The 26869-nt window shown below is 62.8% G+C and carries 31 protein-coding genes; 16 read left to right on the forward strand and 15 right to left on the reverse strand.

From position 1 onward, the window contains the following. Positions 1-7: 7 nt before the first annotated feature. Both ACZ0BA_RS04185 and ACZ0BA_RS04190 read right to left on the reverse strand, forming a co-directional pair. Positions 8-190: a DUF3606 domain-containing protein gene (locus tag ACZ0BA_RS04185; RefSeq protein ID WP_463450077.1), complete on the reverse strand. Its 183-nt coding sequence runs from the start codon at positions 188-190 to the stop codon at positions 8-10. 201 nt (positions 191-391) lie between these two features. Continuing rightward, entirely contained in the window at positions 392-574 is a 183-nt protein-coding gene (locus ACZ0BA_RS04190) for a DUF3606 domain-containing protein (RefSeq protein WP_463450078.1), read from the reverse strand. A 215-nt stretch (positions 575-789) separates the two neighbouring features. Between ACZ0BA_RS04190 and ACZ0BA_RS04195 the strand changes: the two genes are divergently transcribed. Continuing rightward, positions 790-2934 (forward strand): TonB-dependent siderophore receptor, encoded by a 2145-nt coding sequence (locus ACZ0BA_RS04195; RefSeq protein WP_463450079.1) that lies wholly within the window; start codon positions 790-792, stop codon positions 2932-2934. 24 nt (positions 2935-2958) lie between these two features. Here ACZ0BA_RS04195 and ACZ0BA_RS04200 read toward each other — a convergent pair whose 3' ends face one another. Continuing rightward, positions 2959-4134 (reverse strand): ABC transporter substrate-binding protein, encoded by a 1176-nt coding sequence (locus ACZ0BA_RS04200; RefSeq protein WP_463450080.1) that lies wholly within the window; start codon positions 4132-4134, stop codon positions 2959-2961. 206 nt (positions 4135-4340) lie between these two features. Here ACZ0BA_RS04200 and ACZ0BA_RS04205 point away from each other — a divergent pair, with 206 nt between their 5' ends. Then, on the forward strand, positions 4341-5432 hold the full coding sequence (locus tag ACZ0BA_RS04205) for a porin (RefSeq protein ID WP_463450081.1): 1092 nt from the start codon (positions 4341-4343) through the stop codon (positions 5430-5432). Between the two features lie 79 nt (positions 5433-5511). On the opposite strand, the gene ACZ0BA_RS04210 is transcribed toward ACZ0BA_RS04205, so the two are convergent. Further along, positions 5512-6351, reverse strand: coding sequence for an IclR family transcriptional regulator domain-containing protein (locus ACZ0BA_RS04210; protein WP_463450083.1), 840 nt, complete (start codon positions 6349-6351; stop codon positions 5512-5514). Between the two features lie 174 nt (positions 6352-6525). On the opposite strand from ACZ0BA_RS04210, the gene ACZ0BA_RS04215 reads away from it, so the two are divergent. The 7 genes from ACZ0BA_RS04215 (at position 6526) to ACZ0BA_RS04245 (ending at position 12552) form a co-directional block, all read left to right on the forward strand. Continuing rightward, on the forward strand, positions 6526-7191 hold the full coding sequence (locus ACZ0BA_RS04215; protein WP_209714754.1) for a 3-oxoacid CoA-transferase subunit A: 666 nt from the start codon (positions 6526-6528) through the stop codon (positions 7189-7191). Beyond that, entirely contained in the window at positions 7188-7856 is a 669-nt protein-coding gene (locus ACZ0BA_RS04220) for a CoA transferase subunit B (protein ID WP_463450084.1), read from the forward strand. Before ACZ0BA_RS04215 ends, ACZ0BA_RS04220 begins: the two co-directional genes overlap by 4 nt. Positions 7857-7899: 43 nt before the next feature. Continuing rightward, positions 7900-9102 (forward strand): 3-oxoadipyl-CoA thiolase, encoded by a 1203-nt coding sequence (pcaF, locus tag ACZ0BA_RS04225; RefSeq protein ID WP_463450085.1) that lies wholly within the window; start codon positions 7900-7902, stop codon positions 9100-9102. 97 nt (positions 9103-9199) lie between these two features. Next, positions 9200-10066: a branched-chain amino acid ABC transporter permease gene (locus ACZ0BA_RS04230; protein ID WP_463450086.1), complete on the forward strand. Its 867-nt coding sequence runs from the start codon at positions 9200-9202 to the stop codon at positions 10064-10066. 44 nt (positions 10067-10110) lie between these two features. Continuing rightward, positions 10111-11103, forward strand: coding sequence for a branched-chain amino acid ABC transporter permease (locus ACZ0BA_RS04235; protein ID WP_463454704.1), 993 nt, complete (start codon positions 10111-10113; stop codon positions 11101-11103). After that, positions 11100-11858: an ABC transporter ATP-binding protein gene (locus ACZ0BA_RS04240; protein WP_463450087.1), complete on the forward strand. Its 759-nt coding sequence runs from the start codon at positions 11100-11102 to the stop codon at positions 11856-11858. Before ACZ0BA_RS04235 ends, ACZ0BA_RS04240 begins: the two co-directional genes overlap by 4 nt. Beyond that, entirely contained in the window at positions 11851-12552 is a 702-nt protein-coding gene (locus tag ACZ0BA_RS04245) for an ABC transporter ATP-binding protein (RefSeq protein WP_363498434.1), read from the forward strand. Before ACZ0BA_RS04240 ends, ACZ0BA_RS04245 begins: the two co-directional genes overlap by 8 nt. Before the next feature lie 44 nt (positions 12553-12596). Here the strand turns inward: ACZ0BA_RS04245 and ACZ0BA_RS04250 are convergent, their stop codons facing one another. Continuing rightward, the gene (locus ACZ0BA_RS04250) at positions 12597-13058 is read right to left on the reverse strand and encodes a cache domain-containing protein (RefSeq protein ID WP_463450088.1); all 462 of its coding nucleotides are present in this window, start codon (positions 13056-13058) and stop codon (positions 12597-12599) included. Positions 13059-13149: 91 nt separating this feature from the next. Next, positions 13150-13389, reverse strand: coding sequence for a 2Fe-2S iron-sulfur cluster-binding protein (locus ACZ0BA_RS04255; protein ID WP_463450089.1), 240 nt, complete (start codon positions 13387-13389; stop codon positions 13150-13152). On the opposite strand from ACZ0BA_RS04255, the gene ACZ0BA_RS04260 reads away from it, so the two are divergent. Then, positions 13388-13603: a hypothetical protein gene (locus ACZ0BA_RS04260; RefSeq protein ID WP_463450090.1), complete on the forward strand. Its 216-nt coding sequence runs from the start codon at positions 13388-13390 to the stop codon at positions 13601-13603. The two genes, ACZ0BA_RS04255 and ACZ0BA_RS04260, sit on opposite strands and share 2 nt — an antisense overlap. An 82-nt stretch (positions 13604-13685) precedes the next feature. Here the strand turns inward: ACZ0BA_RS04260 and ACZ0BA_RS04265 are convergent, their stop codons facing one another. The 4 genes from ACZ0BA_RS04265 to ACZ0BA_RS04280 all read right to left on the reverse strand — a co-directional run bounded on the left by ACZ0BA_RS04265 (position 13686) and on the right by ACZ0BA_RS04280 (position 16011). After that, entirely contained in the window at positions 13686-14003 is a 318-nt protein-coding gene (locus tag ACZ0BA_RS04265) for an antibiotic biosynthesis monooxygenase family protein (RefSeq protein WP_463450091.1), read from the reverse strand. Continuing rightward, the gene (locus tag ACZ0BA_RS04270) at positions 14000-15019 is read right to left on the reverse strand and encodes a zinc-dependent alcohol dehydrogenase family protein (protein ID WP_463450092.1); all 1020 of its coding nucleotides are present in this window, start codon (positions 15017-15019) and stop codon (positions 14000-14002) included. Before ACZ0BA_RS04270 ends, ACZ0BA_RS04265 begins: the two co-directional genes overlap by 4 nt. A gap of 63 nt (positions 15020-15082) precedes the next feature. Beyond that, entirely contained in the window at positions 15083-15385 is a 303-nt protein-coding gene (locus ACZ0BA_RS04275; RefSeq protein ID WP_463454705.1) for an ArsR/SmtB family transcription factor, read from the reverse strand. Positions 15386-15492: 107 nt separating this feature from the next. Next, positions 15493-16011 (reverse strand): MarR family winged helix-turn-helix transcriptional regulator, encoded by a 519-nt coding sequence (locus ACZ0BA_RS04280; protein ID WP_463450093.1) that lies wholly within the window; start codon positions 16009-16011, stop codon positions 15493-15495. A 129-nt stretch (positions 16012-16140) separates the two neighbouring features. On the opposite strand from ACZ0BA_RS04280, the gene ACZ0BA_RS04285 reads away from it, so the two are divergent. Genes ACZ0BA_RS04285 through ACZ0BA_RS04300 form a run of 4 tightly spaced genes read left to right on the forward strand, consistent with a single transcriptional unit; the run spans position 16141 to position 19672 of the window. After that, the gene (locus tag ACZ0BA_RS04285) at positions 16141-17193 is read left to right on the forward strand and encodes an aromatic ring-hydroxylating dioxygenase subunit alpha (protein ID WP_463450094.1); all 1053 of its coding nucleotides are present in this window, start codon (positions 16141-16143) and stop codon (positions 17191-17193) included. Continuing rightward, entirely contained in the window at positions 17190-18152 is a 963-nt protein-coding gene (locus tag ACZ0BA_RS04290) for a PDR/VanB family oxidoreductase (RefSeq protein WP_463450095.1), read from the forward strand. The genes ACZ0BA_RS04285 and ACZ0BA_RS04290 overlap by 4 nt, the downstream gene beginning before the upstream one ends. A gap of 19 nt (positions 18153-18171) precedes the next feature. Beyond that, complete coding sequence (locus ACZ0BA_RS04295) at positions 18172-19356, forward strand: ABC transporter substrate-binding protein (protein ID WP_463450096.1); 1185 nt, start codon at positions 18172-18174, stop codon at positions 19354-19356. Between the two features lie 28 nt (positions 19357-19384). Then, entirely contained in the window at positions 19385-19672 is a 288-nt protein-coding gene (locus ACZ0BA_RS04300) for a porin (protein ID WP_463450097.1), read from the forward strand. A 15-nt stretch (positions 19673-19687) separates the two neighbouring features. On the opposite strand, the gene pcaCD is transcribed toward ACZ0BA_RS04300, so the two are convergent. From pcaCD to pcaH, 4 genes are read right to left on the reverse strand one after another with little or no spacing between them, the layout of a single operon-like run. Next, positions 19688-20962 (reverse strand): bifunctional 4-carboxymuconolactone decarboxylase/3-oxoadipate enol-lactonase PcaCD, encoded by a 1275-nt coding sequence (gene pcaCD, locus ACZ0BA_RS04305; RefSeq protein WP_463450098.1) that lies wholly within the window; start codon positions 20960-20962, stop codon positions 19688-19690. A 7-nt stretch (positions 20963-20969) separates the two neighbouring features. Next, the gene (locus ACZ0BA_RS04310) at positions 20970-22349 is read right to left on the reverse strand and encodes a lyase family protein (protein ID WP_463450099.1); all 1380 of its coding nucleotides are present in this window, start codon (positions 22347-22349) and stop codon (positions 20970-20972) included. A gap of 18 nt (positions 22350-22367) precedes the next feature. Then, positions 22368-22889, reverse strand: a complete 522-nt coding sequence (locus ACZ0BA_RS04315) for a peptidase associated/transthyretin-like domain-containing protein (protein ID WP_463450100.1) — start codon at positions 22887-22889, stop codon at positions 22368-22370. Positions 22890-22900: 11 nt separating this feature from the next. Continuing rightward, entirely contained in the window at positions 22901-23593 is a 693-nt protein-coding gene (pcaH, locus tag ACZ0BA_RS04320; RefSeq protein WP_463450101.1) for a protocatechuate 3,4-dioxygenase subunit beta, read from the reverse strand. Positions 23594-23738: 145 nt separating this feature from the next. On the opposite strand from pcaH, the gene ACZ0BA_RS04325 reads away from it, so the two are divergent. Next, positions 23739-24512 carry an IclR family transcriptional regulator domain-containing protein gene (locus tag ACZ0BA_RS04325; RefSeq protein ID WP_463450102.1) on the forward strand — a complete coding sequence of 258 codons (774 nt, stop codon included), beginning with the start codon at positions 23739-23741 and terminating at the stop codon, positions 24510-24512. Here the strand turns inward: ACZ0BA_RS04325 and ACZ0BA_RS04330 are convergent. Then, positions 24509-25402, reverse strand: coding sequence for a helix-turn-helix domain-containing protein (locus ACZ0BA_RS04330; RefSeq protein ID WP_463450103.1), 894 nt, complete (start codon positions 25400-25402; stop codon positions 24509-24511). The genes ACZ0BA_RS04325 and ACZ0BA_RS04330 overlap by 4 nt on opposite strands. Before the next feature lie 119 nt (positions 25403-25521). Here ACZ0BA_RS04330 and ACZ0BA_RS04335 point away from each other — a divergent pair, with 119 nt between their 5' ends. After that, positions 25522-26691 carry a 4-hydroxybenzoate 3-monooxygenase gene (locus ACZ0BA_RS04335; protein WP_463450104.1) on the forward strand — a complete coding sequence of 390 codons (1170 nt, stop codon included), beginning with the start codon at positions 25522-25524 and terminating at the stop codon, positions 26689-26691. Positions 26692-26869: the final 178 nt, after the last annotated feature.

A 26869-nucleotide genomic window follows, 5' to 3' on the forward strand; every position in this document is an offset into this window, starting at 1 on the left:
CCAGCGTTCAGATGGAAAGGCGCCTGCGCACTTCCAGAACGTTGCGTCCTACCTCGCGCACTACTTCAATGAGTTTGGCGGGCGGGACATCGAATTCGTCGGCCCAATAGCGCACCGCCTGCGTGAGGTTGGGATTGATGGTGGTCTGGAAGCGGAAGTCCGCCGGAGGGATGGTGTGCTGTGCGTGCATGATGTTAAATGGTTAGTGCCGGGATTCACAATGGTCGCAGCGATTCGCGCGTCCTACAGTGCATTACCGCACGCAGGACGGTAAATCACGCGCTTGACCAAATTGAAGTTATCCGGTGACGGTAATCATTCATTATGCAAGCCACGTGTGAATCCCGACGCCAGCCAGCACCGCATGTGCTTACCCGCCGGCGCCCCCCGCTTAGGTCGACAGGCGTTTGCGCACTTCGAGCAGGTTGCGGCCCACTTCGCGGACCACTTCGAGCAGCTTCGATGGTGGCACGTCGAACTCGCTCGCCCAATAACGCACGGCCTGCGTCAGGTTGGGATTAATCGTTTGCTGGCAGCGGAAATCCGCTTCGTTGGCGTTTTGATATGCTTGCATGATGTCTCATTTATTGATAGTCGGACGTTGATCAAATGGCACCGATTGCGTTGTCCTGCATTGCTATAACGCATCACTAAGCGATTCGGATGACACGCCGACGCAAAAAAGTGCGATGGATATCGCTGGTTGCGCAGTATTCACTCGGATATGATGGCTGAAGAGATATTTGGACCGGTGTCCCCGCCGTGACGCCACACCTAATGAGAGCCTTCATGCACCGCACGCCGCACGGCACCTGGGTTCTGCTCATGGGCGCGACCTGTCCGTTGACCGCGCTGGCCGCCATATCCGATCACGCAGCCGTCAGCGCGGAGGAGGTGGCGCAGGCCGATGCGCCGTCCGGCCGGGATGTCGTGGTGGTGAGCGCGTCGCGGCAGAACTACCGCGCCCTATCCGCAACCGGCGCCACCAAAACCGATACGCTGCTCAAGGATTTGCCGCAAAGCGTGCGCGTACTGACCGCCGATCTGCTGCGCGATGTCGGCGTCACCGATCTGGCCGGGGCCCTGGATCTGACCAGCGGTGTCGCCCGACAGAGCAATCTTGGCGGCCTGTGGGACAGTTACGCCATGCGCGGCTTCACAGGCGATCCTAATTTCGGCTCGGACTATCTGGTCAACGGCTTCAGCTCCAGTCGCGGCTATAACGGCGTGCGCGAGTCCGCGAATACCGCCAGCGTGGAAGTGCTCAAGGGACCGGCATCGGCGCTGTATGGGCGAGGGGAGCCCGGTGGCACGGTCAATATCACCACCAGGAAGCCCCGTTTCGCGCAGTCGTATGAACTGGATCTCTCCGCAGGCAGTTTCGATACACATCGAGGCGGACTCGATCTGACCGGTCCAATCAACGAGAACGTGGCCTACCGCCTGACCGGCGCCTATACAAAAGGCGGCAGCTATCGCGATACGGTGAAGACCGAGCACGCGTTTTTGTCACCGTCGTTCATCTGGCTGATCGGCGATGTCACCCGCGTTTCGTACGAAATCGAGGCCGGCGAGCAGCGCGTGCCTTTCGACCGTGGCGTTCTGGCGGTCGGCGGCGTGCTCGGACTTGTTCCGAATTCGCGATTTCTCGGCGAGCCATCGGATGGGCCGACCGTCGTGAAATCGCTGGGCCATCAGGTCTTCGTCGAGCATGAATTCAGCGACGCCTGGAAGCTGCAATCCGGCCTGTCCTATCGGGACAGCGAATTGAAAGGTTCGTCGACCGAAGCGGGCGCGCTGCAAGCCGACGGCCGCACGCTTCGTCGACAGCACCGCCACCGCGATTACTCGGCCACCGACTTCTCGGGGCGGGTGGAGGTGGTGGGGAAGTTCGATACCGGAGCGGTGACGCACAACGTGCTGGCCGGAGTCGACGCCTACAAGTTCGACGACCGTCGCGTTCAACTGCGCCGCAATCCGATCGCCGCCTTTCCGTATGCGATCGATATTTACCAGCCGGTCTATGGCGGCGCCGCCGGTGTGATGACGCCATCGATCGACACCAGGGAAAGCCAGCGCGCGCATGCGGTCTATGCGCAGGACCAGATCGACCTGGGCCCGCGCTGGAAGGCGCTGCTAAGTGTGCGGTGGGATAGTTACGACCAGACCGTGACGAACTTTCGCACCGCCGCTTCGAACGCGCAGTCGCTGGCCGCCACGAGCCCGCGCGCTGGCCTGGTCTACCAGCCATCGCGCGTTGTTTCGCTGTATGCGACCGCCGCGAAGGGCTTCCGCCCCAACAGCGGGATCAGTATCGACAACCGGGCGTTCGCGCCGGAGGAGAGCAAGTCGCATGAGGTGGGAACGAAGATGGAATCGGCCGACGGCAAGCTGACCGGAACCCTGGCGGCTTATAAGATATCGAAACAGAACGTACTGACCACCAATCCGCTGAACACCGACTTCTCAATCTCCGCCGGAGAGGTGGGCAGCAAAGGCGTTGAACTGGATGTGTCGGGAGAGATCGCGCGCAGCCTGCGTTTGTCGGCGGCCTACGCGTACACCGACGCCACCGTGACCAAGGGCGACAACACCATCCGTACCGGTAGCCGTTTCCCGAATGTGCCACGCCAGAGCGGCACGATCGTTCTGACGCGGGCATTCGCAATCGGCGGCGGTACGGCGACCGCCGGCGGTGGCTTGAACTACGTGGGCGAGCGTATGGGCGACGTGGCCGTGTCCAGCAATTTCAAGCTACCGGCTTACACCATTGCGAGGCTCATCTCGGCCTGGTCGCCCACCACGAATCTTCGGTTGTCGCTCAATATCGACAACCTGTTCGACAAGCAGTACTACGCAAGTTCGTACAGCCAGTTGTGGGTGTCGCCCGGCGCCGAGCGCACGGCCACGCTGAATCTACACTACAAATTCTAGAGGGCGTGGCCAGGCTTTGCCGGGCTATTTGCCCGGATCCTTTTGGTTCGTGAACTGGTCGAACTCCACGTTGTAGACCTCATTGCCGATCTTTTCCACCTTGCGTACATAAACCGTTTGCACGATATCGCGCGTTTGCGGGTCGATGGCGATCGGGCCGCGCGGGCTATTGAGCTTGATGTTTTTGAGGACTGCCATCGCTTTGTCGCTGTCGATTTTTCCATTCAGCTTGCGGACCACTTCATAGATCGCGGCCATGCCGTCATACGCCGCCACTGCCATGAAGTTGGGACGGCCGGCGGTGGGATTGGCCGCCGCAAAACTCTTCAGGAACGCCGCGTTTTCCGGCGACTTGTGCGCGGCCGAATAGTGGAAGGTGGTGATCACGCCCAGCGTGGCGTCGCCCATCGCCGGCAGCACGTGGTCGTCGGTCAGGTCGCCGGTGGCGATGACCTTGATGCCCGCTTCGGCCAGGCCGCGCTCGCGATAGCCCTTCATGAAGGCGATGCTTTGCTCCCCGGCCGGCACGAAGATGAACACCGCATCCGGCTTGGCATCCTTGATGCGCTGGATGTAGGGCGCGAACTCCGGATTGCGCAGCGGCACGCGGATCGATTCGGTTACCGTGCCGCCGCCCTTGACCAGTTCATTCTTGAACGCGGCTTCGGCATCGATACCGGGACCGTAGTCGGCCACCAGCGTCACCACCTTCTTGATATTGTTCTTCACCGCCCATGTCGCCATCGGCGCGGAGATCTGCGGCAAGGTCATTGAGAAGCGCGTGATGTAATTGGACTTGGTGGTGATGATCGACGTGGCCGCGTTCATGATGATCATCGGCTTCTTGGCTTGTTCCGCGATCGGCGCCACCGCCAGCGCCTCCGGTGTCAGGCCGAAGCCGGCCAGGAAGTCGACCTTGTCGCGCACCACCAGCTCCTGCGCCAGGCGCTTGGCGATTTCCGGCGACGGGCCGGTGGTGTCCTTGATGATGATCTCGATCTTCTTGCCGGCCACGGTGGCGCCGTTCTGCGCCATGTAAGCCTTGATGCCGCCCTCCATCTGTTTGCCATAGTCGGCGAACGGGCCGGAAAACGCCGCGATCACGCCGACCTTGATGGTGTCCTGCGCGCGCGCCAGCGGCATCGCGGCCAGCGTAATGGCCGCAAGTGTCGCAATCTTTACAAATTTTTTCATCGTCATGCCGGTCTCCTGTCTGGTTCTGTTTTTGTCTATGTGGGCAGGTGCCAAGCGTCCACGTCGCGACCATTTTAGTGTCGTTTTGTCGACGCGTTGCTGCTGTTCTGTTTCTTGACAACCTCCCGCGACAATCATAGTATCCAATTTATGTGCGATTAACAACCTATTGTTCGATAATCGCACATCCAATAAAATAACAGGAGACAGTAATGAAAAACAGTATCCGTTGCGCCGTGGCGCTTCTGGCAGGCATGGGCGCGTCCACAGCGATGGCGCAAAGTAGCGTGACCGTGTACGGATTGCTCGACACCGGCCTGGTTCACGTCACCAACGTCAATGCGGCCGGCGATTCCGTGACCAAGATGCCGTCGCTGACGGGTTCCTTCCCATCGCGTATCGGCTTCCGCGGCGTCGAGGATCTGGGCGGCGGACTGCAGGTGGTCTTCACGCTGGAATCGGGACTGGCGCTGGATACCGGCACCAGCCAGCAGGGCAACCGCCTGTTCGGCCGCCAGGCGTCGGTGGGGTTGAAGGGCGCCTTCGGCACCGTGACCTTGGGACGCCAGATCAACATGACCTACATCGCCGGCCAGAAGGCCGACGTGATGGGCCCTAACCTGTTCGCGATCGGCAGTATCGATCCGTACCTGCCGAACGCCCGCAGCGACAACGCCATCGGCTACCTGGGTAACTTCAATAACTTCGTGGTCGGCGCCACCTACAGCACCGGGCGCGATTCGTCGGCCGCCGGCGGTCCCGCTGCGACGGGTTGCGCCGGCGAGGTGCCCGGCAATTCGAAGGCCTGCCGCCAAGTCACCGCGTTGTTCGGCTATGAGTTGCCGGCTTACGGTTTGAATGCGTCTTACGATATCCTGTACGGGAACACCGGCGCGGCCGCTGGCCTGACCAGCAGCGATAACAGCGACAAGCGCATCACCGTCAACGGTTACTTCAAGGTTGGCGAGGGCAAGATCGGCGCCGGCGTGGTTGATCGCACCACGCGCGCGGTGACGGGGCTGACGGAATCGGACCTGTACTTCCTCGGGGTGAGCTATCCGGTCACGCCATTGACCACGCTCGACGCGCAGGTGGCCAAGCGTGATGTGAAGGACAGCAGCGCGGATGCGACCCTGCTGGTGGCGCGGTTGACGTACTACTTCTCGAAGCGGACCGCCGTCTACGGCGGAATTGGCCGCATGAAGAACAGCGGTCTGTCCGCGATTGCGCTGGACGCCGGTGGCACGGTCGGCGTGGGCAAAACGCAGAACGGCGTGATGGCCGGCTTGCGTCACAGCTTCTAAGCCGACACTGGCGGCTGGTGGCGGCTGGTGGCGGATCGCGGCGTTCCGACCGATCCGCCACCACCGGCTGCCGTGCGCACTACGGCAGCAGAATCGCCAACTCCTGCGCGCCGCGCAGCAGCACCGGCAGGAACTCCTTCTCCAGCTGCCTGACGCTGACCCGGGCCGCTTGCGCACCCACGTTCAGCGCCGCCAGCACCTGCCCGGAGGCGCCGCGCACGGGCACCGCGATCGAGCGCAAACCCAGCTCGAGCTCCTCGTCGTTGATGGCGTAACCGTCGCGCCGGACGTCGGCCAGGATCTCGCGCAGGCGCTTCTGGTTGACGACCGTGTTTTCGGTCATCGCGCGCAGCTTGGTCCTGGCCAGGTACTGCTCCAGCTCAGCGGGCGGCAGATGCGCCAGCATCACGCGGCCAAGCGAGGTGCAATAGGCCGGCAAGCGGCTGCCCGTGTTGAGCGCGACCGACATCACGCGGGCGGTCGCCGCGCGCGCGACATACAGCACCTCGCCGTCCTCCAGCACCGCCATCGAACTCGATTCGTTCAAGGTGCGGCTGATGTCGTTCAGGTAAGGCTGGGCCGAGACCGTCAACGGCGTCGACGACAGATAGGAGTAGCCCAGCGTGAGCACCTTGGGACGCAGCGAAAAATTATTCAGTTCGGCGTCCACATAACCGAGTTCGCGCAGTGTGTGCAGGCAGCGGCGCACCGCCGCGCGCGGGATGCCGGTTTTCTGGCTGATGTTGGCGATGGTCTGCGGCTTGCGCGAATCGCTGAAGGCCTGTACCACAGCCAGGCCGCGGGCGAGGGAGGTCATGAAACTGGGATCGGTCATCGCGTCGATCTGTTCGGCGATGGTCGGCTCGCGCTCATCATCCGGCTCGACGGCGCTCATTTCGGTGGTGGTGGCTTTTGACATGGCGTGATTTTAATGCAGACGGTGGATTTAATTGGCGTTTTTTCTTGACCACCGCATGCGCAGGTTCTACACTGGGTGTGCGGTAATCAATCATTAGTTCGATTATCGCACAAAACGACAGGCGGAGCATGACAAGTAAAACAATGACATGCGACGAATCATCAAGGCAGAGATATGATCGATAAAACATTTGAATCACTGGAGCGCGCGGTGGCCGACATCCACGACGGCGCGACCGTCATGATCGGCGGCTTCGGCAACGCGGGCATGCCCTCGGCGCTGATCGACGCGCTGATCGCCCAGGGCGCGCGCGAGCTCACCATCGTCAACAACAACGCCGGCAACGGCGAAACCGGACTGGCCGCGCTGCTCAAGGCAAAACGGGTGCGCAAGATCATTTGCTCGTTCCCGCGCCAGGCCGACTCCCAGCACTTCGACGCGTTGTACCGCGCCGGCGAAATCGAGCTCGAACTGACCCCGCAGGGTAATCTGGCGGAGCGCATCCGCGCCGCCGGCGCCGGCATCGGCGGTTTTTTCACGCCGACCGGCTACGGCACGCTGCTGGCGGAAGGCAAGGAGACGCGCCTGATCGACGGCCGCCACTACGTGCTGGAGTCGCCGATCCACGCCGACTTCGCGCTGATCAAGGCGCTGCAGGGTGATCGCTGGGGTAATCTGGTGTACCGCAAGACCGCGCGCAATTTCGGCCCGATCATGGCGATGGCGGCCAAGGTCGCGATCGCGCAGGTGCGCAAGGTGGTACCGCTCGGCGAACTCGATCCGGAAGTGATCGTCACGCCGGGTATCTTCGTTCAACGCGTGGTGCAGGAGGCGGCGTGAGTATCAACAACCGATATAGCCGCGACCAGATCGCGGCCCGCGTGGCGCAGGACATCCCGGAAGGCGCTTACGTCAACCTCGGCATCGGCTTGCCGACCAAGGTCGCCAATTACCTGCCGGCCGAGCGCGAGGTGTTCCTGCACAGCGAGAATGGTCTGCTGGGCATGGGCCCCGCGCCGGAACCGGGCGAAGAAGATGAAGACTTGATCAACGCCGGCAAGCAGCCGGTGACCTTGCTGACCGGCGGCGCCTATTTCCACCATGGCGATTCATTCGCGATGATGCGCGGCGGCCATCTGGACGTTTGCGTGCTGGGCGCCTTCCAGGTATCCGAGCGCGGCGACCTGGCCAACTGGCACACCGGCGCGCCGGACGCGATACCGGCCGTCGGCGGCGCGATGGACCTGGCGATCGGCGCCAAGCAGGTGTTCGTCATGATGGACCACCTGACCAAGACCGGCGACAGTAAAATCGTCGACCAGTGCACCTATCCGCTGACCGGTGTCGCCTGCGTCAACCGCATCTATACCGACATGGCCGTGCTGGATGTGACGCCGGACGGTCTGGCGGTGCGCGAAATGGCGCCGGGACTGACCTTTGAAGAGCTGCAGGCAGCCACCGGCACCAAGCTGCTGCCGCCGTCCGTCGGCGCCAACCGGATTTAATGAACACAATTTAGTACATAGAATGTAAAGCGAGGACCGAAACATGAACGAAGCTTATATCTGCGACGCGATCCGCACTCCGATCGGCCGCTATGGCGGCGCGCTGAAAGACGTGCGGGCCGATGATCTTGGCGCGGCGCCGCTGCGCGAACTGATGCAGCGCAATCCCGGCGTGCAATGGGACCAGGTGGACGATGTGATCTACGGCTGCGCCAACCAGGCGGGCGAGGATAACCGCAACGTGGCGCGCATGTCGGCGCTGCTGGCTGGGTTGCCGGAGCAGGTGCCGGGCACCACGCTGAACCGCCTGTGCGGCTCCGGCATGGATGCCGTGGGCACGGCGGCGCGAGCGATCCAGGCCGGCGACGCCTGCCTGATGATTGCCGGCGGTGTCGAGTCGATGACGCGCGCGCCTTTCGTCATGGGCAAGGCCGATTCGGCCTTCTCGCGCAGCGCCTCGCTGCAGGACACGACGATGGGCTGGCGTTTCGTCAACAAGAAGATGAAAGAAGCCTACGGCACCGACACGATGCCGGAGACGGCGGAAAACGTCGCCCAGGATTTCGGCGTCAGTCGCGTCGACCAGGATGCTTTTGCGCTGGCGAGCCAGGAAAAGGCCGCGGCCGCCATCGCACAAGGCTTGTTCGATCGCGAGATCGTGCCCGTCGCCATCCCGCAGAAGAAAGGCGATCCGGTTATCTTTGCGCAGGACGAGCATCCGCGCGCGACGACGATGGAGGCGCTGGCGAAACTCAAAGGCGTGGTGCGCCCCGACGGCAGCGTCACGGCCGGTAATGCGTCCGGCATCAACGACGGCGCCTGCGCGCTGTTGATCGCCAGCGGCGACGCCATGCAGAAGCACGGCCTGAAGCCGCTGGCGCGCATCGTCGGCATGGCCACGGCAGGTGTGGCGCCACGCATCATGGGCATAGGCCCGGTGCCGGCGGTGCAAAAGCTGTTGCGCCAGACCGGGTTGACGCTGGAGCAGATGGACCTCATCGAATTGAATGAAGCATTTGCCGCGCAAGGCCTGGCCGTGCTGCGCGAACTCGGTTTGAACGCCGACGATCCTCGTGTGAACCCCTACGGCGGCGCGATCGCGCTGGGCCATCCGCTCGGCATGAGCGGCGCGCGCCTGGTCACCACCGCAACGTACCAGCTGCAACGCACCGGCGGCAGGTATGCGCTATGCACCATGTGCATCGGCGTAGGGCAGGGCATCGCGATGATCATCGAGAGGGTGTAAAGCGGCCGCGATTCAATGTAGTTACAAGTGCAGGAGACAAAATGAACAAGCAAAAAAACGGCGCCCATGAGCACCTTGCATATCGACGGAGGCGGCCATGCTAGGGAATCTTGCAGGCGTGCTGTTTGACGGCATCGCCTATGGCAGCCTTCTTTTTCTCATCAGCGTCGGCCTGTCCGTCACGATGGGGATGATGAACTTTATTAACCTGGCCCACGGCGCCTTCGCGATGCTGGGCGGGTATGTGAGCGTGATGGTGCTGTCGCGCCTTGGCGTGCCGTTCCTGGCGTCGCTGCCGCTGGCGTTCATCGCCTCGGCAGTCGTTGGGCTGGTGCTGGAACGGCTGCTGTATCGCCGCCTGTACAAGGCCAGCCACCTGGATCAGGTGCTGTTCTCCATCGGCCTGACCTTCATGTCGGTGGCCGCAGCCACCTTCTTCTTCGGACCGACGCAGCAGCCGGTCACGTTGCCGGCCTGGTTGCACGGGCAGGTGTCGCTGTTTGGGCTCGATGTTGGCGCATACCGGCTGTTCCTGATCGGCGTCGTGGTGCTGATCACCATCGCGCTTGGACTGCTGATCGAGCGTACCCGCTTCGGCGCGCAGATCCGCGCGTCGGTCGACAATCAAACCGCGTCGGCGGGCCTGGGCATCAACGTCAGCCTGGTGTTCAGCCTGACCTTCGCGCTGGGTTCCGGGCTAGCCGGCCTTGGCGGCGGCCTTGGCATCGATGTGCTGGGCCTGGACCCGACCTTCCCGATCAAATACATGGTCTACTTCCTGCTCGTCGTGGCGGTGGGCGGGGCCGGCACCATCAAGGGCCCGCTGCTGGCCGCGTTGATACTCGGCGTGTTCGACGTCGCCGGCAAATACTATGTGCCTGAAATCGGCGCGTTTGTCATCTACGCGCTGATGGTGGTGCTGCTGATCGTCTTCCCGGCTGGGCTGGTACGGAGGAAAGCATGAACGCCTTTACCGAAACCGCAGCTATTCCCCTCGCAAAGAACGTCATGACGCCTATCCAGAAACGACAACTGAATCTACCGAACGATCGTTGGAAGCCGCTGGAAGTCGTCTTCTGGCTGCTGCCGGTGATCGCCTACTTCGCCTTTCCAGGCTACCTGGTGTTGATCAGCCAGATCATGATCATCGGCCTGTTCGCACTGTCGCTGGATCTGATCCTCGGCTACGCAGGCATCGTCTCGCTCGGACATGCGGCGTTCTTCGGGCTGGGCGCGTACACCGCCGGCCTGCTGGCGGTACATGGTTGGGGCGAGCCGTTGAGCGGCCTGTTGGCCGGCGCGGTGGTGGCTGGCGTGTTCGGCTTCGTCACATCGTTTCTGGTGGTGCGCGGGCAGGATCTGACGCGCCTGATGGTCACCATGGGCATCTGCCTGATGCTGCACGAAGCGGCCAATAAGGCTTCCTTCATCACCGGCGGTGTCGATGGCCTGTCCGGCATGATGGTCGGTAAGCTTTTCGGCGTGTTCGAATTCGACTTGAACGGCACGGTGGCCTTCTGGTACAGCTTTGCCGTGCTGTTCATCCTGTTCGTGGTGCTGCGCCGCGTGGTCAAGTCGCCGTTCGGTTTGAGCCTGATCGGCATCCGCGAAGGCGTGCGCCGCATGCCTTCGCTGGGCGTCAACGTCAACCGCCGCCTGATCGCCATCTTCACGGCCGCTGCGGCCATCGCCGGTGTGGCCGGCGCGCTGCTGGCGCAAACGACGCAGTTCGTCGGACTCGATGCGCTGGGCTTCCCGCGCTCGGCCGAGTTGCTGATCATGCTGGTGCTGGGCGGGACCGGACGTCTTTACGGTGCGCTGATCGGCGCCGCCGTGTTCATGGTGGCACAGGACTATATCGCCGGGCTCAATCCGGCTTACTGGCAGTTCTATATCGGCCTGCTGCTGGTGCTGATCGTGCTGTTCGCGCGCGGCGGCATCCTGGGTGGCCTGGAGAAGATCGCCCAGCGTTTCAAACCATCGCGTAAGGAGCAGGCATGAGCAAGGACACCACACTGCGCACCGAAGGCCTGGGCAAGCGCTGGGGCGGATTCGTCGCCAACAGCGACGTGACCTTGACCTTCAAACCCGGCGCGCGCCACGCGCTGATCGGCCCTAACGGCGCCGGCAAGACCACCTTCATCAATCTGCTGACGGGCGGCTTCATGCCCAGCAGCGGCAAGGTCTATCTGGGCGGCGAGGACATCACCAACCTCCCGCAGCACGAGCGGGTACATCGCGGCATGACGCGCACCTTCCAGCTCAACACCTTGTTCGCGGGGATGACAGTGCTCGAATCGGTGGTGCTGGCCATCAGCGAGCGTCGCGGCTTGCAGTCGGTCTGGTACAAGACGGTGGAGAACCATTCGGAGGTCATCGACGAGGCGATGGAGCTGCTGGCCACCCTGAAGTTGACGGACCAGGCCAACAGCATCACGCGCAGTATGGCTTACGGTAAGCAACGGCTGGTGGAGATCGCGCTGGCGCTGGCGACCAAGCCGCGCATCCTGCTGCTGGACGAACCGGCGGCCGGCATTCCATCGGCAGAAAGCAAGGAGCTTTTCGAAGTGTTGACGCAATTGCCGCGCGACGTGACGGTGCTTTTCATCGAACACGATATGGGGCTGGTGTTCCGCTTCGCCGACCGCATCACCGTGATGGTGGGCGGGAAGGTGCTGACCGAGGGCACGCCGGAGGAAATCGCGGCGGACCCGCGAGTGAAGGAAGTCTACCTGGGGGAGGCCGAACATGCGTGAGTTATTGGCGCTCGATAAAGTCACCGCCGGCTATGGCGAGTCTATCGTGCTGGAAGATGTGTCGTTCACGATGAATGAAGGCGACAGCCTGGCGCTGTTGGGGCGCAATGGCGTCGGCAAAACCAGCCTGCTGGTGACGCTGATGGGATTGACGCGCCTGCACGGCGGCGGCATCCGCTGGGACGGCAACGACATCGCCCGCATGCCGACGCACAAACGGTCGCGCTCCGGGTTGGGCTGGGTGCCGCAGGAACGCCATATGTTCCCGTCGCTGACGGTCGAGGAGCACCTGACCGTGGTTGCGCGTCCCGGTCCGTGGAATCTGCAGAAGGTGTATCAGATCTTCCCGCGCCTGTTCGAACGCCGCGCCAACATGGGCAACCAGCTGTCCGGCGGCGAACAGCAGATGGTGGCGATCGCACGCGCGCTGATGACCAATCCGCGTATCCTGCTGCTGGACGAACCGATGGAGGGCCTGGCGCCGATCATCGTGCAGGAGCTGGTGCGGGTGATCCGCAAGCTGGTGGAGGAGGAGGGCATGTCGGTGATCGTGGTGGAGCAGCATGCGCGCCTGGCGCTGTCGCTGACCAAGCGCGCCATCGTTCTCGATCGCGGCCGCATCGTGCACGACTCGGACAGCGCCAGTCTGCTGGCCGATGGCGACAAGCTCGATAAGCTGGTGTCGGTCGCTTAGGCTTGGCCTTCAAGGCGCGCCATCGTGGCGCGCCTTTTTACGTGCTATTTTTTGTAGATGCCGACGCCGACGGTGTATTTGCCGGCCGCCAGGCGGATGTAGGAGGTCTTCGGTTCCAGCGCCTTGGTCACAGGGTTCACCCATGTGTAATCGACCCAGCCTGGTTTGTTCGACATGGCGACATCGAGCATCTCTTTTGTGAAGCGCTTGCCGTTGGCGTCCTTCAGTTCCGACATGTCCTTGCCGTTCATTTTGGGATTGGCGGAGTGGCAGGTCATCTTCATTTTTTCATCCTGGACGAAGACGTACAACTCGCCCTGAATATAGCCGCCCTTGGGATCGGCGAAGTCCTTGCAGGCTTCTTCGGCGCCCTTTTTCTCGATATTCGCGACCGCCTTGTCGACCAGTGCGATCACTTCGGGCTTGGACGCGTTTTGCGCGAATGCCGGCAGCGCGGCGGCCAGCGCAACGGCCGCCAGCGAAGGGATAAGCGTTGATGATTTCATGTTGACTCCTGTATTGTTATGGATTTTTTCCCGGTGTCCCGGTACAAATCATGTTAGCGCAACAGGTGTTTTCTTGACAGGAGAAATGCCATTAGAGGTCGAGATACAACACTGACGTCAGTGACCGCGAAACGCACGGCATGAAGCAGCCATTGGCCTGCTTCTCCGCGTCGCTCAAAACCGAGTCGAGATGTTCGGGCCGGCCATCCAGTACAACGGTGCGGCAACTGCCGCACACACCGACTTCACACGAGCAGTCAATCGCGTTCGAGCAGTTCCTCATACGCAGGCGTATCCGTCGCCGCGTGGTGCTGGAGACGCCGCACTTCATGTCGATTCCGTTTTTGATTTCCGCCGGTGATTTGGTGGCGACAGTTCCGCGCGCGGTGGGGGAGAGCTTTGCGCAGTTCGCGGCGATCAAGTTGATGGAGCCGCCGATGGAGATACCGCGATTCGATCTGAAGCCGTATTGGCACCGAAAGTTCGCCAAGGATGGTGCCAATGCATGGCTGCGTTCATTGATCGTGGAATTGTTTGCCGACTAGCTGTGACGACGCGCGCAGCAACGCGTGCTGTCCGAAACGGATGGCGCCCGGCGCAAGTTCGCCGGGCGCGACACCGTGTAATTTACTGCCTGTCATGCTCGCCCGCCGGCCACTCCGGGCCTTCAACGTGATAGACCGTCGGCTCGTCAGAAAAATACGCTTGCAGGGCCGTCATGAACACTTGATGGTCTGCACTCGCTTCGAATCCCGGCGTGTGATCCTCAAGCGACCGCCATTTCACGATGAGATTGAACTGCTCAGGGTTTTCGATCCCTTGCGCGAGCAAGTGACCGCCGTATCCCTTTGCGCGGCTTAGCAGCGGGACGACCTCGGCAAATGCACGTTTGAGGGCTGCGGCGTGTTCGCTCCGGACCGGGAGCAGGGCGATCTCGTAAATCATGGCGTTCCTTTCAAGCCGGTTGCGTGGCCGGTGTCGCCACTCGTGGAATCGGCTGGCGGCACCACAGCGATGACGACCTTTCCGCGCAGTCCGTTCTCCGGGTTCTGCAGCAGCGCGTGAGCCTTCGCAACGTCGTCCAGCGAAAACACGGCGCCGACGTGTGGCCGCAGCTGACCGCGCTCCACCAGTGCGCTCAACTCGTCGAGCTTACCGCGATTTTGTCGTGTGAACACAAAGTGATAGCTGGCGTTTTTGCCCCATGCTGCGAGCAGGTTCTGCGGTTGCGCGGTGTCCACGATGGTGACGACGCGACCGAGTTGCGCCAACGCGGCTGAGCTGTCCGACAAGGTGCCGCCGCCGATCGTATCGAACACGACGTCGACCCCGCGTCCGCCCGTTTCGCGCACGATGGCGTCGACATAATTTTCCTTGCGATAGTCGATCAGGACATCGGCGCCGAGACTGCGCACAAATTCATTATTTTCTTCACGGACGGTGGTAAAGACCCGCGCGCCGATCGCTTTGGCGAGCTGGATCGCAACGTGGCCGACACCGCCGGCGCCGCCGTGGATCAAAACACTTTCACCCACGCGCAGCCCGGCACGCACGACCAGTGCTTCCCATGCGGTTCCGCCGACCAGGGTCAGGCTTGCCGCCTCCAGATGGCTCAGCGACGATGGTTTCAGTCCGATGATGCGTTCGTCTGCGACGTGGTACTCGGCGTAGCTTCCGTGTCCGTCGAAAATCTGCGGGGTGTACCAGACTTCGTCTCCTGGCGCGAAGGCGGTCACGCCCGGTCCCACTGCTTCGACAACGCCGGATACGTCGTGTCCGGTGATGGCGGGCAGTCGCACCAGGTCGGCATAGTCGCCGCGACGGACCTGGTAATCCAACGGGTTGATGGACGTTGCGTGCACCCGGACCAACACTTGTCCGGCGTGGGGGACGGGCTTGGCGACGTCGCTGATTTCAAACGCTTCGGGACCGCCAAACGATTTGAGTAGGGCTGCTTTCATTTTATATCCTCGCTTCGGTAAAAAGGGATATCGGGAAATGTCGATATCATGGGTTAAAAAAAGTTACAGTTCTTTGCCGATCAGCTCGGCAAACGCACTGATGGTTGCTTCGTTACGCTTGTAGTACGTCCATTGGCCGATGCGGCGAACTTCGACCAGACCTGCCCTCTGCAATGTGGCAAGATAATCGGACACCGTCGATTGCGACAGGCCGACGCCTTCCTGGATGCTGCTCACGCACACGCCAACCGTATGAACATCCCCTTCATCTTGTGGAGGGAAGTTCTTCGCCGGCTCCTTCAAACCTTTTAAGATTTCAAGTCGCGTACGGTTCGAGAGGGCTTTGAATATTTCGAGCAGGTCCATGAATCCGAGTATATCGACATTTCCCGATATGTCAATAAAAACTTGCGTGGCGTGCACCCGAGCGGTTTCCTTACCTATCTGGACGCCGCGCGATGGCGCTTGGTTAACTAGCGCGCGTCGCGCACTGGCGTTGTCGGGGAGGGCGCCGAAGCGCCGGAGGACGCGGTCAGCGGCGCCCGGCTTTGTTCGTTGTTCTCCTGTACCAGCTTGTTCAGCAGCTCCATGAACTTGAGCTGTTCCTCGCTGGTCAGCGGCGCCAGAAGGCGGCGGCGCAGGCGCTGTGCGCCTGGGATCATATCGTCCAATAGCTGTTGGCCGGCTTCGGTGATGGTCAGTGCGCGCTGGCGGCGGTTGGTCGGGATGACCTTGCGTTCCAGCAGACCCTTTTCCTCCAGCCGGGCGCAGACGGTGGCGCCGGTGGAGGTGTCGATGCCGCTCCTGGCCGACAGCGAAACCTGGTCGATGCCGGGATTGCCGGCCAGGTTGCGCAGCATCGCGTACTGCACCGGGGTCAGCTCGCCACCCATCTCGTCATAAAACATCGAGACCGATATCTGCTGCGCGCGGCGCAGCAAGTGGCCGGGATGCTCGTACAGGTTGGTTAAAGCGCTTTCGGTTTCTGGCATGACGGCTCTCTGCTTGTGCGGCGCAATAAAAAAGAGTTGGACTTCGGTGTTTACTTCCTGATTTTACGGTCTATACTTTACGATATTCAGTACACTGAATGTTAAGCTCAAAACCAATAAGGAGACAAGATGTATCCGAAAAACACCTGGTATGTGGCTTGCACACCCGACGAGATCGACGGCAAGCCGCTGGGACGCCAGATCTGCGGCGAGAAAATCGTGTTCTACCGTGGCGCCGGGGGCAAAGTGGCGGCGGTCGAGGATTTTTGTCCGCATCGCGGCGCGCCGCTGTCGCTGGGGTTCGTGCGCGACGGGCAGCTGGTCTGCGGCTACCACGGGCTGGAGATGGGCTGCGACGGTAAGGTTATCAGCATGCCCGGCCAGCGCGTGCGCGGCTTCCCCTGCATCCGCAGCTATCCGGTCGAGGAGCGCTATGGCTTCATCTGGGTCTGGACCGGCGACAAGGAGCTGGCCGATCCGGCGCTGATCCACCATCTCGAATGGGCGGACAATCCCGAGTGGGCCTACGGCGGCGGCCTGTATCACATTCAATGTGAATACCGCCTGATGATCGACAACCTGATGGACCTGACGCATGAGACCTACGTGCACGCGTCGAGCATCGGCCAGAAGGAGATCGACGAGGCGCCGGTGAACACCCGCGTCGAGGGCGAGGAAGTCGTCACCAGCCGCTATATGGAAAACATCATGGCGCCGCCGTTCTGGCGCGCGGCCCTGCGCGGCAACGGCCTGGCGGACGACGTGCCGGTCGACCGCTGGCAGGTATGCCGCTTCACGCCACCGAGCCATGTGATGATCGAGGTGGGCGTGGCGCACGCGGGCAATGGCGGCTACGACGCCGATCCGAAGTTCAAGGCGTCCAGCATCGTCGTCGACTTCATCACGCCGGAGACGGAGACGTCGCACTGGTACTTCTGGGGCATGGCGCGCAACTTCAAGCCCGAGGACAAGGAATTGACGGCGACCATACGCGAGGGGCAGGGCAAGATCTTCGCCGAAGACCAGCAGATGCTGGAACTGCAGCAGCAAAACATATTGCGCCATCCCGACCGCAAGCTGCTGATGCTGAATATCGACGCCGGCGGTGTGCAATCGCGCCGCCTGCTGGATCAGTGGCTGGAAAAAGAAAACGCGTCACGCAAGCCGGAGCAGGCGGCATGAGCGCCGATCTGCTCAACGTCCGCGTCGAGCGCCGCATCAGCGAAGCGGAGGATATCTGCAGCTATGAGCTGGTGAGCGCGGATGGATCGCCGCTACCCGCCTTCAGCGCCGGATCGCATATCGATGTGCATGTGGGACCGGATCTGGTGCGTCAGTACTCGCTGTGCAATCCGCCGCACGAAACCCACCGCTATCTTATCGGCGTGTTGCGCGATCCCGCCTCACGCGGCGGCTCACAGGGCATGCACGAGAATATCCACGCCGGCGCCGCGCTGACCATCAGCGCGCCTAAAAATCACTTTCCGCTGGTGGAGGCCAAACGCAGCCTGCTGCTGGCAGGTGGCATCGGCGTGACGCCGGTGCTGGCAATGGCGGAGGCGCTGTCGGCCCAGGGTGCGGCATTCGAGATGCACTATTGCGCGCGTTCGCCCGAGCGCACCGCCTTCCGCGAGCGCATCGCCGCTTCGCCGTTCGCCGCGCACGTGCATTTTCACTACGACAGCGGCCCACCGGAGCAAAAACTCGATCTGGCAGCGTTGCTGGCGGGGCTGGACCGCGAGACCCACATCTACTTTTGCGGGCCGGCCGGCTTTATCGATTATGTGAAGGCGACGGCCGCCGCGCACAAGTGGCCGGAGCCGCAGCTGCATCTGGAATACTTCGGCGCCGCCGCCGTCGACACGGGCAGCGACCAGGCCTTCGACGTCGAGCTGTCGTCCACCGGTGCGCGTTACACTGTTCCCGCCGGAGTGACCGTGATGCAGGTGCTGCGAGACGCCGGCGTGTTCGTGGCGGCTTCCTGCGAGCAGGGCGTGTGCGGCACCTGCCTGACGCGCGTCATCGAAGGCGTGCCCGATCACCGCGATTTGTATTTGACCGAAGAAGAACAGGCGGCCAACGACCAGTTCACCCCTTGCTGTTCCCGTTCCAAAAGCCCGACCCTCGTGCTCGACCTATAAAAAACAAGAAGGAGACACCATGTCAGAGAATATCAATACGCATCGCCGCCACATCCTGCTGGGCGCGGCCGCCTTGTCCGCCGGCGTGTTGCCGGCGGTCGCCACCGCCGCCGAGCCGCTGAAGGTGGGCCTGATCGTGCCGATGTCCGGGCCGTTCGCTTCCACCGGTCGCCAGATCGAGGCCGCCGTCAAGCTGTTCATGCAGCAGAACGGCGCCAGCGTCGCCGGACGCCAGGTCGAAATCATCCTCAAGGACGACGGCGGCGTGGCGCCGGATGTTACCAAGCGGCTGGCGCAGGAACTGGTCTCGCGCGACAAGGTACAGGTGCTGGCCGGCTTCGGCCTGACGCCGCTGGCCTTTGCCGCGGCACCGGTGGCCACGCAGGCCAAGGTGCCGATGATCGTGATGGCCGCCGCGACGTCGGTGATACCACAGCGCTCGCCATACATCGTGCGCACCGGCTTTACGCTGGCGCAGGTGACCGCGCCGATGGCGCAATGGGCTGCCAAAAACAAGATGAAGACGGTGGTGACGCTGGTGAGCGACTACGGTCCGGGGCTGGACGCGGAGAAGGTGTTCGTCAAGGACTTCAACGAAGGTGGCGGCGAGGTAGTCGAGAGCCTGCGCGCGCCGTTGCGCAATCCCGATTACGCGCCGTTCCTGGCGAAGGTGAAGGACTTGAAACCGGATGCGCTGTTTGTGTTTGTGCCATCGGGCGAGGGCGCGGCGGTGCTCAAGCAGTTCACCGAGCGCGGTCTGGCCGGCGCCGGCATACGGTTGATCTGCACCGGCGATGTGCTGGACGACGATCTGATGGCAAGCATCGGCCCGGCCGCTGCGGGTGTGGTCAGCAGCCATCATTATTCTGCTGCGCATCCGTCGGCGGAGAACAAGGCCTATGTCGAGGCGTTCGGCAAGGCCAACAAGGGTATGCGGCCCAACTTCCATTCGGTCGGCGCATATGACGGCATGCATTTGCTGTATGCGGCGCTCAAGAAGACCGCTGGCGACAGCAACGGCGACAAGCTGCTGGCCGCGATGAAAGGCATGGAATGGACCAGCGTGCGTGGTCCGGTCAGCATCGATGCCGGCACCCGCGATATCGTCCAGACGGTTTATATCCGCAAGGCCGAAGCCAGCGGCGGCTCGTTCTTCAACGTCGAATTCGACAAGATCGACAAGGTGCGCGATCCGGGCGTGTAATGTTTGATGCGGCCGCGTTCACAGCTCGTTGAGCTGTGCGTGCAGTTCCTATCAGAGCCAGGATCAGGATCGCACGGTGGCCGTCAATTCGGTGACCAAGGCCTGGGTGGTGGGGGCGAATCTGGACGTCGGCCCTGGCACGCTGCTGGCAGGGTACGGACGCAAGTCTCCCGACGGGGTTGTGCCGACCAGGCAGATTGGCGTCGGGTACGAGTACAACCTGTCGACGCGCACGTTCCTGTATGCCGATGCGTCGCAGCGCAAGGCTGCGACAGCGGTCAATTTTTACGGGGTCGGGATACACCACAGATTTTGAGCGTCCCCCTCCCGTCTAGAGCTCCGCGATGAACGAGCGGACCAGCCGGCCGAAGGCCTCCGGCTGCTCGATGTAGCTCAGGTGGGAAGCCTCGCGCAGCACCTCCAGCCTGGCGTTGGGTATGCCGTCGGCAAGCGTTTGCGACATGTCGATCGGCGTTCCCTGATCCAGTTCACCCGCGATCACCAGGGTCGGAGCTTGTATCGATGCCAGGCGCGCGGTCGTGTCGACCGTGCCGACGGCGTTGCAGCAGCCGGTGTAGCCGACGGTGTCGGTCGAGACCACGCGGCTGCGGAAGCGGGCTACCGTCGCCGCATGGTAGGCACGGAAGCCATCGTGGAAGTAGCGGCCCATGACGGCATCGGCGATCGCCTCGATGCCGCTCTCGTTGACCGTGGCTATGCGCTGCTTCCAGGCGTCGCGCGCGGCTTGCGGATAGCCGGACGTGGTATTTGCCAGCACCAGCGCGCGCACCAGCGTCGGATGGCGCAGCGCCAGTTCCTGGCCCGCCATGCCGCCCATCGACAGGCCCACCCATACCACCGGCCCGGTATCGAGCTCGCGCAGCAGCGCGGCCGCGTCGTCGGCCAGATCGGCCATCGTGTAAGGTCCCGCAGGCGACTCCGAACTGCCATGGCCCCGGTGGTCGTAGGCGATCACGCGGCTATCTTCGGCCAGCTGGTTCGCCAGCCCATCCCACATTGTCAGGTCGCAGCCGATGGCGTGGCTCAGCACCACCGTGTGGCGCGGCGCCTTGCCGTTGCGTGGCTCGCGCACGGTGTAGTGCAGCGATGGGCGGGTTTTGTCCCGGCTGTCGCTGCGGCCTTCGCGGCCGACGCCGGGGTGGCTGGCGTCGGCCGGCGCGGCCGGCTCCAGTTCGTAGCCGATTTGCGGGCCGACTTCGCGCAGGATCGCCAGCGCGTGGGTAAAGGCGGTGTTCGCGGCCGGTACACCGGCGTAGATGGCCGATTGGATCAGCACTTCCTTCAATTCGTCCGGTGCCAGGCGGTTGGCCTCGTCGCCCAGCAGCGCGGCGCGCACATGCAGGTCGAACTCCTCCCAGCGGCCCAGGGCGGTGGTGATGGAGAGGACGATGGCACGGCGGGTTTTCTGCTCCAGACCCGGACGTCCCCAGATCTCGTTCCACGCGAAACGCGTGATCAGGTTCTGGAAATCGGCGTTGAAGTTGTTGGCGTTGCCGAGGGACCGGTCCACCCACGCATCGCCCAGGATGGCGCGCCGGTTGTTCAGGCCACGTTCGAAGTCGTGGTCGATGGGATCGTAGCTCATGGTGTGGTCACTTTTGGTTGAGCGAGGCGATATCGCCCCGCAGGCTTTGCAGCTGTCGTTGCGCAAGCCGCTGTGCGGGCGCGGTGGCGGTGGCCGGATCGAACAGCGTGCGCAGATGCGCCGTGTCGACGTGGGCGCGCAGCGTGTGGTCCTGTTTTACCGCTTCCTCCAGCACGTCGGCGAGATGACGCCGGCTGGAAAGCGCATCGCCGGTCATCTTCTCCAGCAGCGCGTGGGACGCCTGCTTGCCGATGGCCGCCGCCAGATACGCCGATGCCGCCTCGGCGAACACTAGTCCTTGCAACGCATCGATATTGCGCAGCATGCGCGCGGTGTCGATTTGCAGGCCGGCGAAGGCGTCGTTCAGCGCTTGCAGGGCGCCGTGGGCGCTCAGGAACAGGTTGGGCCACTCGGCGAGTTCCGCCTGCCAGTTGCCCAGGCCTCGTTCATGCTGCTGCCCCATGCTGGCCAATAGCGCCGCCGCGTGCTGTGGCGTGCGGCCGGCCGCGGCCAGCGCGATCATCGCCGACACCGGATTGCGCTTGTGCGGCATGGCCGACGATCCGCCGCGCCCATTACCCGACGGTTCGGCCAGTTCGGCGATTTCTCCCTGCGCCATCAGGCTCAGGTCCGTGGCCAGTTTGCCCAGGCTTCCGGACAACACCGCCACCTCCAGACCCAGACGCACCCACTCGTCGCGCTGCGTGTGCCAGGCCGCATCGGCCACCTTGAGTTTGAGCGTAGCGGCGACCCGGGCGGCGACCGCCGGACCTTGTTCTCCCATCACCGCCAGCGTGCCGACGGCGCCGCCCAGTTGCAGCTGCAGCGCGCGCGCGGCGCTTTCCCGCAGGCGGAGGCGGGCGCGCACGAGCGGTGCCAGCCAGCCGGTCAGCTTGAAGCCGAAGCTGGTCACCTGGGCCGGCTGCATCAGCGTGCGCGCAAGTACCGGCGTGGCCAGGTGCCGCTCCGCCAGCTCCAGCAGGTGGCCGGTCAGGTCGTGCAGGCCGTCGTCCAGCAGTTGCAGCGCGTCGCGCGTGGCCAGCACCATCGCGGTGTCGATGACGTCCTGGCTTGTGCTGCCCCAATGGACCCTGCCTGCCGCCTCCGCGTCGTACAGCGCCACGGTCTTGGTCAGTTCCTTCACCAGCGGGATGGCAAGGCTGCCCGCGCGCCGGCCAGCGCTGATGATGGCGGGGATGTCATAGAGCTGGGCGTTGCAGACGCCGGCGATGGCACGCGCCGCCGACGGCGTCATCATGCCTTCGTCGGCCTGCGCCTGCGCCAGCGCTTCCTCGAAACGGAACATCGCCTGCACGATGGCCGCGTCGTCGAACACGGCGATCATGTCGGTGGTGGTCAGGAAGCTGTCGAAAATCGATACACTCACTGCTACTCCAGTTCTGGTTCAAACATAGTCGAAGAAGGCGGTTTCCTGTGCGCCCTGCATGTGGATGTTCCAGCGGTACTGGCCATCGGTGGTCTTGACCGCGAGCAGGGTGGGTCGGCGCCCCGCCGGAATTTGTTCAAGTATCGCCGATTGTGCCAGTCCCGCGTCGTCTTCCAGGAAAATGGCGGTGAACTGGTGCTTGACCAGTCCGCGCGCGAACACGGTGATATAGGCCAGCGGCTCTCCCGGCGCCTGCGGGCAGACGGACAGGCGCAAGGTGAACTCGCCCTGGTCGCCGCTCGGCACGCGGCGGAAGCCGGCCAGCGGCTGCGCGGCTTCCGCCTCGGCGGCCGCTGGCTGCCAGGCTTCGATCTGGGCATCGTTGATCGCCACGCCGTCGCCGTCGTAGATGGTGCCGGTGATGGTGACGCCGCCCACTGGCTGGACGGCGTCGCTGAGGTCCACCGCCCATCGCCAGGCCTCGTGCGAAAACGGGCCGATGGTCTGCGAGGTGGTGATCGGTTTTGCTGGATTGGTCATGTCGGTTCCCTTCAGATGCCGGTTGGCGTGGCGTCGCGGCCGCGCAGCACGATGTCGAATTCATAGCCCAGCATCTGGTCGCTGACCGTGCGCTCAAGGCTGAAGCGCGAAATCAGGCGCTGGCGCGCGGCCAGGTCCGGAATGCTCTGGAAGATAGGATCGTAGTCGAACAGCGGATCGCTGGGGAAGTACATCTGCGTGACCAGGCGCTGCGCATACACGTTGCCGAACAGCGAAAAGTGGATGTGCGCGGGACGCCAGGCCTTGTCGTGGTTACCCCAAGGGTAGGGGCCGGGTTTGATGGTGACGAAGCGGTAGCGGCCATCGTCGTCCGTCATCATTTTGCCCCAGCCGTTGAAGTTGGGATCGAGCGGCGCGTTGTGCTGATCGCGCTTGTGACGATAGCGGCCGGCCGCGTTGCACTGCCAGACTTCCAGCAGCGAATTGCGTACCGGTTTGCCGTCTTCATCGAGCACGCGGCCGGTGACGACGATCTTCTCGCCCAGCGGTTCCGCCTCGCCGTGCGCGGTCAGGTCCATATCGTTCGGCAGCAGGATGCGCGGGGACGGCGCGATATTTTGCGTCACCGGGAGCGGCGCGACGATGCGCAGCGCCGGCTGCACCGGGCCGCGTTTGACGGTGGATTTATATTCCGGGTAAATCAGTTCCGGGTAGACGCCCGGCGCGATCGCATCGAATTTCACTGCTGGTCTCCTGATGATAAGGCGGTGATGTTGTGCAGTCGATGTTACGAAAGCCGGATGGCCGTCACAAGTCATCGGCGTCGTGCTATATTCGCTATACGCACATTTTGTGCGCATATCGCCCAAATTCGCATTTTTCTCAGCCATGAGCACCGAAAACGAGATTCCAGCCAAGCGCGACATGATCGCCGGCCTTGAAAAAGGCCTGCAAGTGATCGAAGCATTCGATCAGGAGCGCGGCCGCTTGAGCATCGCCGAAGTGGCCGATCGCACCGGCCTGACACGCGCGGCGGCGCGGCGCTACCTGATCACGCTGACGCATCTTGGCTACATGCGGCACGAGAACAAGCTGTTCTCGCTGACGCCGATGGTGCTGCGCCTCGGCCAGTCCTACCTGCATTCGGCGCGGCTTCCGCGTCTGGCGCAGCCGCTGTTGTACCGTCTCGCGTATTCGGTGGGGGAGGCGGCATCTGCCGGCGTGCTCGATCACGACCAACTGGTGTGCGTGGCGGCGGTCAGCGCCGGCCAGCTGGTGTCGGCGACGCTGCAACCGGGTACGCGGGTGCCGGCGTGGTGCACCGCGAACGGCCGCATGCTGTTGGCCAGCCTGCCGCAGGACCAGCTGGACGCTTTTCTGGCGCGCGTGCGCCCGGAGCAGATCACCGAGCATACGATCGTCAGCAAGGAGCGCCTGGCGCTGGAGATCGCGCGTGCACGGGCGCAGGGTTATGCGCTGGTGGACCAGGAACTGGAGCTCGGGCTGCGCACGATGGCGGTCCCGCTGAAGAATTTTCGCGGCGACGTGGTGGCGGCCATGAATATCAGCGTCCATGCGGCGCGCATGCCGCTCGACCAGATGGTGGAGCGCTGCCTGCCGGCGCTGATCAAGATGCAGGTGGAGCTGAACGCCTTGCTCTAGTCGGTTTTGCGGAAGTCCTTGGGCGTGAGGCCCATGCGTTTCTTGAACAGGCGGCTGAAATAGGCCGGGTCCTGGAACCCCAGTTCATAGGCGATGCTGGCGATGCTGGCCGGGACGTAGGTGAGTTTGCGGCAGGCTTCCAGCATCAGCCGGTCCTGGGTGATGTCGAACGCCGATTTGCCGGACAGCTTGAGGCACAATCGATTCAGGCGCACCGGCGACGCCTTGAGCATCTCTGCATACTGGCCGACCTGCCACTGGTCCTTGAAATGACGTTCCACCTCCGCCCTGAAGCGGCTGAACAGCTCAAAGTCGCCCCGGCCCGACTGGTCGGCGAAGCGGTGATCGGCCTGCACCCGCACCAGCAGCAGCAGGGCGGCGCGCGCCAGCCACTCCAGCATCAGCGTATGCCCGTATTGCGGCCAGGCCGTTTCCGCCAGCAGCTGTTGCAGCAGCGCCTCTAGCCGCGCGCGCACGTCCGGCAGGCCGGCCAGATCGATCGCCAGCGGCTCGACGAACAAGGTGGAGTACAAATCGCCCTGGTTGTCCGCCGCCGAGAAAATCACATTCTGATCCACCGTCAGCACGTAGCCCTGCGCCTCCGGCGAAAAATCGAAACCGTGCACCACCGACGGATGGATGGTCAGCACGGCGGGGCCGCGCCGCTCCCACAGCGCGTCGTTGACGCTGGCGCGCACTTCGCCACCGAATAAAAAAAGTACCTGAAACATGCCTGGATGGGTATGGTTGCCGATATGCCAGTCGTACATGCGGCTGCGCGTCTCAATCAGTTCTATGTGGACGAATTCGGCGTTGTCCGTGCGGGTTTGCTCGCCATACAGCGCAAATTTGGGAATCTCGGCGAGGGGGGCTCTGGCTGGGGAGGGCATGATGTGGAATCCGTTGTTTGTCTAAATAGTACAAGTTTTATGCCGTTTCATCCATTTTTTTTGGCGGGTGGCGGCGCTACGATGCCGTCAGAGCAATCACAAACACATCGGAGACAACCATGCGTACCCAAGTAGCCATCATCGGTGCCGGCCCGGCCGGCCTGCTGTTATCCCATTTGCTGCACCTCGACGGCATCGAGTCCATCGTGATCGAGACCCGCTCGCGCGCGGACATCGAAGCGACCATCCGCGCCGGCGTGCTTGAGCAAGGCACGATGGATATCCTGAACAACTCCGGCGTCGGGGAGCGCATGCGCAGCGAAGGCGCGCTGCACCACGGCTTCGAGCTTGCGTTCGGCGGCAAGCGCCATCGCATCGACCTGACGGGATTGACCGGCAAGGCCATCACCGTCTACCCGCAGCATGAGGTGATCAAGGACCTGGTGGCGGCCCGGCTGGCGGCCGATGGCCAGATACTGTTCGAGGTGAGCGACGTTGCGCTGCATGGCGTCGATACCTTGACGCCTTCCGCGACGTTCGTCCATAAAGGCGAGGCGCACTCGATCGAGGCCGATTTCGTCATCGGTTGCGACGGCTATCATGGCGTCAGCCGCCCGGCGATGCCGGGGCAGGAGCAGCGTAAAAACTTCCAGCGCATTTATCCCTTTGGCTGGTTCGGTATCCTGGTGGAGTCGGCGCCGTCGTCGGAGGAGCTGATCTACGCGCAGCACGATCGTGGCTATGCGCTTGTGAGTACGCGATCGCCCACGGTGCAGCGGCTGTACTTCCAGTGCGATCCGTCGGACAACGTCGACAACTGGTCCGACGATCAAATCTGGGCCGAGCTGCATGCCCGCTTGGAAAACCACGATGGCTGGAAGCTCAACGAAGGCAGGATCTTCCAGAAAAATATCATCGGCATGCGTAGCTTCGTGTCGACGCCGATGCAATCGGGCCGCTTGTTCCTGGCCGGCGATTCGGCGCACATCGTGCCGCCGACGGGCGCCAAGGGCATGAACCTGGCCGTCGCCGACGTCAAACTGCTGGCGCGTGGACTTGAGCAGTTCTATAAAAAAGGCAGCGAGGAGCGGCTTGCAAGCTACACCGACGATGCGCTCAAGCGCATCTGGCGTGCCGAGTACTTCTCGTGGACGATGACGCGGCTGATGCACACCTTCGCCGACGCGACGCCGTTCGAGCGCGAAATGCAGCGCGCGGAGCTGGAAAACATCGTCTCCTCGCGCGCGATGGCGACCGCGCTGGCGGAGAATTATGTCGGGGCATTTTGAAATCCCTTTTAAACCAACCGTGTAAAGGGTAGGAATACAAGAGAGTCAGCGTAGGACTGGGATGACAAAGTGCTATGTTCCCAGCCTACATAAGGCTCCTACGCGCTCCTATGAGCTAGCGCACATAGTGGAGATATAGTGTATCCATCAGGTCGGCAACGGCCTATCGGAATAAAAC

The organism is Duganella sp. AC917 (genome assembly GCF_979258245.1).

Bases quoted from the DNA above. Each gene is read 5' to 3' on its own strand.
- ACZ0BA_RS04315 (WP_463450100.1), bottom strand. From the start codon at position 22,889: ATGACCAATCCAGCAAAACCGATCACCACCTCGCAGACCATCGGCCCG.
- ACZ0BA_RS04235 (WP_463454704.1), top strand. From the start codon at position 10,111: ATGACGCCTATCCAGAAACGACAACTGAATCTACCGAACGATCGTTGG.
- ACZ0BA_RS04230 (WP_463450086.1), top strand. From the start codon at position 9,200: ATGCTAGGGAATCTTGCAGGCGTGCTGTTTGACGGCATCGCCTATGGC.
- ACZ0BA_RS04205 (WP_463450081.1), top strand. From the start codon at position 4,341: ATGAAAAACAGTATCCGTTGCGCCGTGGCGCTTCTGGCAGGCATGGGC.
- ACZ0BA_RS04285 (WP_463450094.1), top strand. From the start codon at position 16,141: ATGTATCCGAAAAACACCTGGTATGTGGCTTGCACACCCGACGAGATC.
- ACZ0BA_RS04290 (WP_463450095.1), top strand. From the start codon at position 17,190: ATGAGCGCCGATCTGCTCAACGTCCGCGTCGAGCGCCGCATCAGCGAA.
- ACZ0BA_RS04185 (WP_463450077.1), bottom strand. From the start codon at position 190: ATGCACGCACAGCACACCATCCCTCCGGCGGACTTCCGCTTCCAGACC.
- ACZ0BA_RS04250 (WP_463450088.1), bottom strand. From the start codon at position 13,058: ATGAAATCATCAACGCTTATCCCTTCGCTGGCGGCCGTTGCGCTGGCC.
- ACZ0BA_RS04210 (WP_463450083.1), bottom strand. From the start codon at position 6,351: ATGTCAAAAGCCACCACCACCGAAATGAGCGCCGTCGAGCCGGATGAT.
- pcaCD (WP_463450098.1), bottom strand. From the start codon at position 20,962: ATGAGCTACGATCCCATCGACCACGACTTCGAACGTGGCCTGAACAAC.
- ACZ0BA_RS04240 (WP_463450087.1), top strand. From the start codon at position 11,100: ATGAGCAAGGACACCACACTGCGCACCGAAGGCCTGGGCAAGCGCTGG.
- ACZ0BA_RS04330 (WP_463450103.1), bottom strand. From the start codon at position 25,402: ATGCCCTCCCCAGCCAGAGCCCCCCTCGCCGAGATTCCCAAATTTGCG.
- ACZ0BA_RS04255 (WP_463450089.1), bottom strand. From the start codon at position 13,389: ATGAAGTGCGGCGTCTCCAGCACCACGCGGCGACGGATACGCCTGCGT.
- ACZ0BA_RS04295 (WP_463450096.1), top strand. From the start codon at position 18,172: ATGTCAGAGAATATCAATACGCATCGCCGCCACATCCTGCTGGGCGCG.
- ACZ0BA_RS04335 (WP_463450104.1), top strand. From the start codon at position 25,522: ATGCGTACCCAAGTAGCCATCATCGGTGCCGGCCCGGCCGGCCTGCTG.
- ACZ0BA_RS04195 (WP_463450079.1), top strand. From the start codon at position 790: ATGCACCGCACGCCGCACGGCACCTGGGTTCTGCTCATGGGCGCGACC.
- ACZ0BA_RS04280 (WP_463450093.1), bottom strand. From the start codon at position 16,011: ATGCCAGAAACCGAAAGCGCTTTAACCAACCTGTACGAGCATCCCGGC.
- ACZ0BA_RS04190 (WP_463450078.1), bottom strand. From the start codon at position 574: ATGCAAGCATATCAAAACGCCAACGAAGCGGATTTCCGCTGCCAGCAA.
- ACZ0BA_RS04265 (WP_463450091.1), bottom strand. From the start codon at position 14,003: ATGATTTACGAGATCGCCCTGCTCCCGGTCCGGAGCGAACACGCCGCA.
- ACZ0BA_RS04200 (WP_463450080.1), bottom strand. From the start codon at position 4,134: ATGACGATGAAAAAATTTGTAAAGATTGCGACACTTGCGGCCATTACG.
- ACZ0BA_RS04215 (WP_209714754.1), top strand. From the start codon at position 6,526: ATGATCGATAAAACATTTGAATCACTGGAGCGCGCGGTGGCCGACATC.
- ACZ0BA_RS04275 (WP_463454705.1), bottom strand. From the start codon at position 15,385: ATGGACCTGCTCGAAATATTCAAAGCCCTCTCGAACCGTACGCGACTT.
- pcaF (WP_463450085.1), top strand. From the start codon at position 7,900: ATGAACGAAGCTTATATCTGCGACGCGATCCGCACTCCGATCGGCCGC.
- ACZ0BA_RS04260 (WP_463450090.1), top strand. From the start codon at position 13,388: ATGTCGATTCCGTTTTTGATTTCCGCCGGTGATTTGGTGGCGACAGTT.
- ACZ0BA_RS04245 (WP_363498434.1), top strand. From the start codon at position 11,851: ATGCGTGAGTTATTGGCGCTCGATAAAGTCACCGCCGGCTATGGCGAG.
- ACZ0BA_RS04270 (WP_463450092.1), bottom strand. From the start codon at position 15,019: ATGAAAGCAGCCCTACTCAAATCGTTTGGCGGTCCCGAAGCGTTTGAA.
- ACZ0BA_RS04325 (WP_463450102.1), top strand. From the start codon at position 23,739: ATGAGCACCGAAAACGAGATTCCAGCCAAGCGCGACATGATCGCCGGC.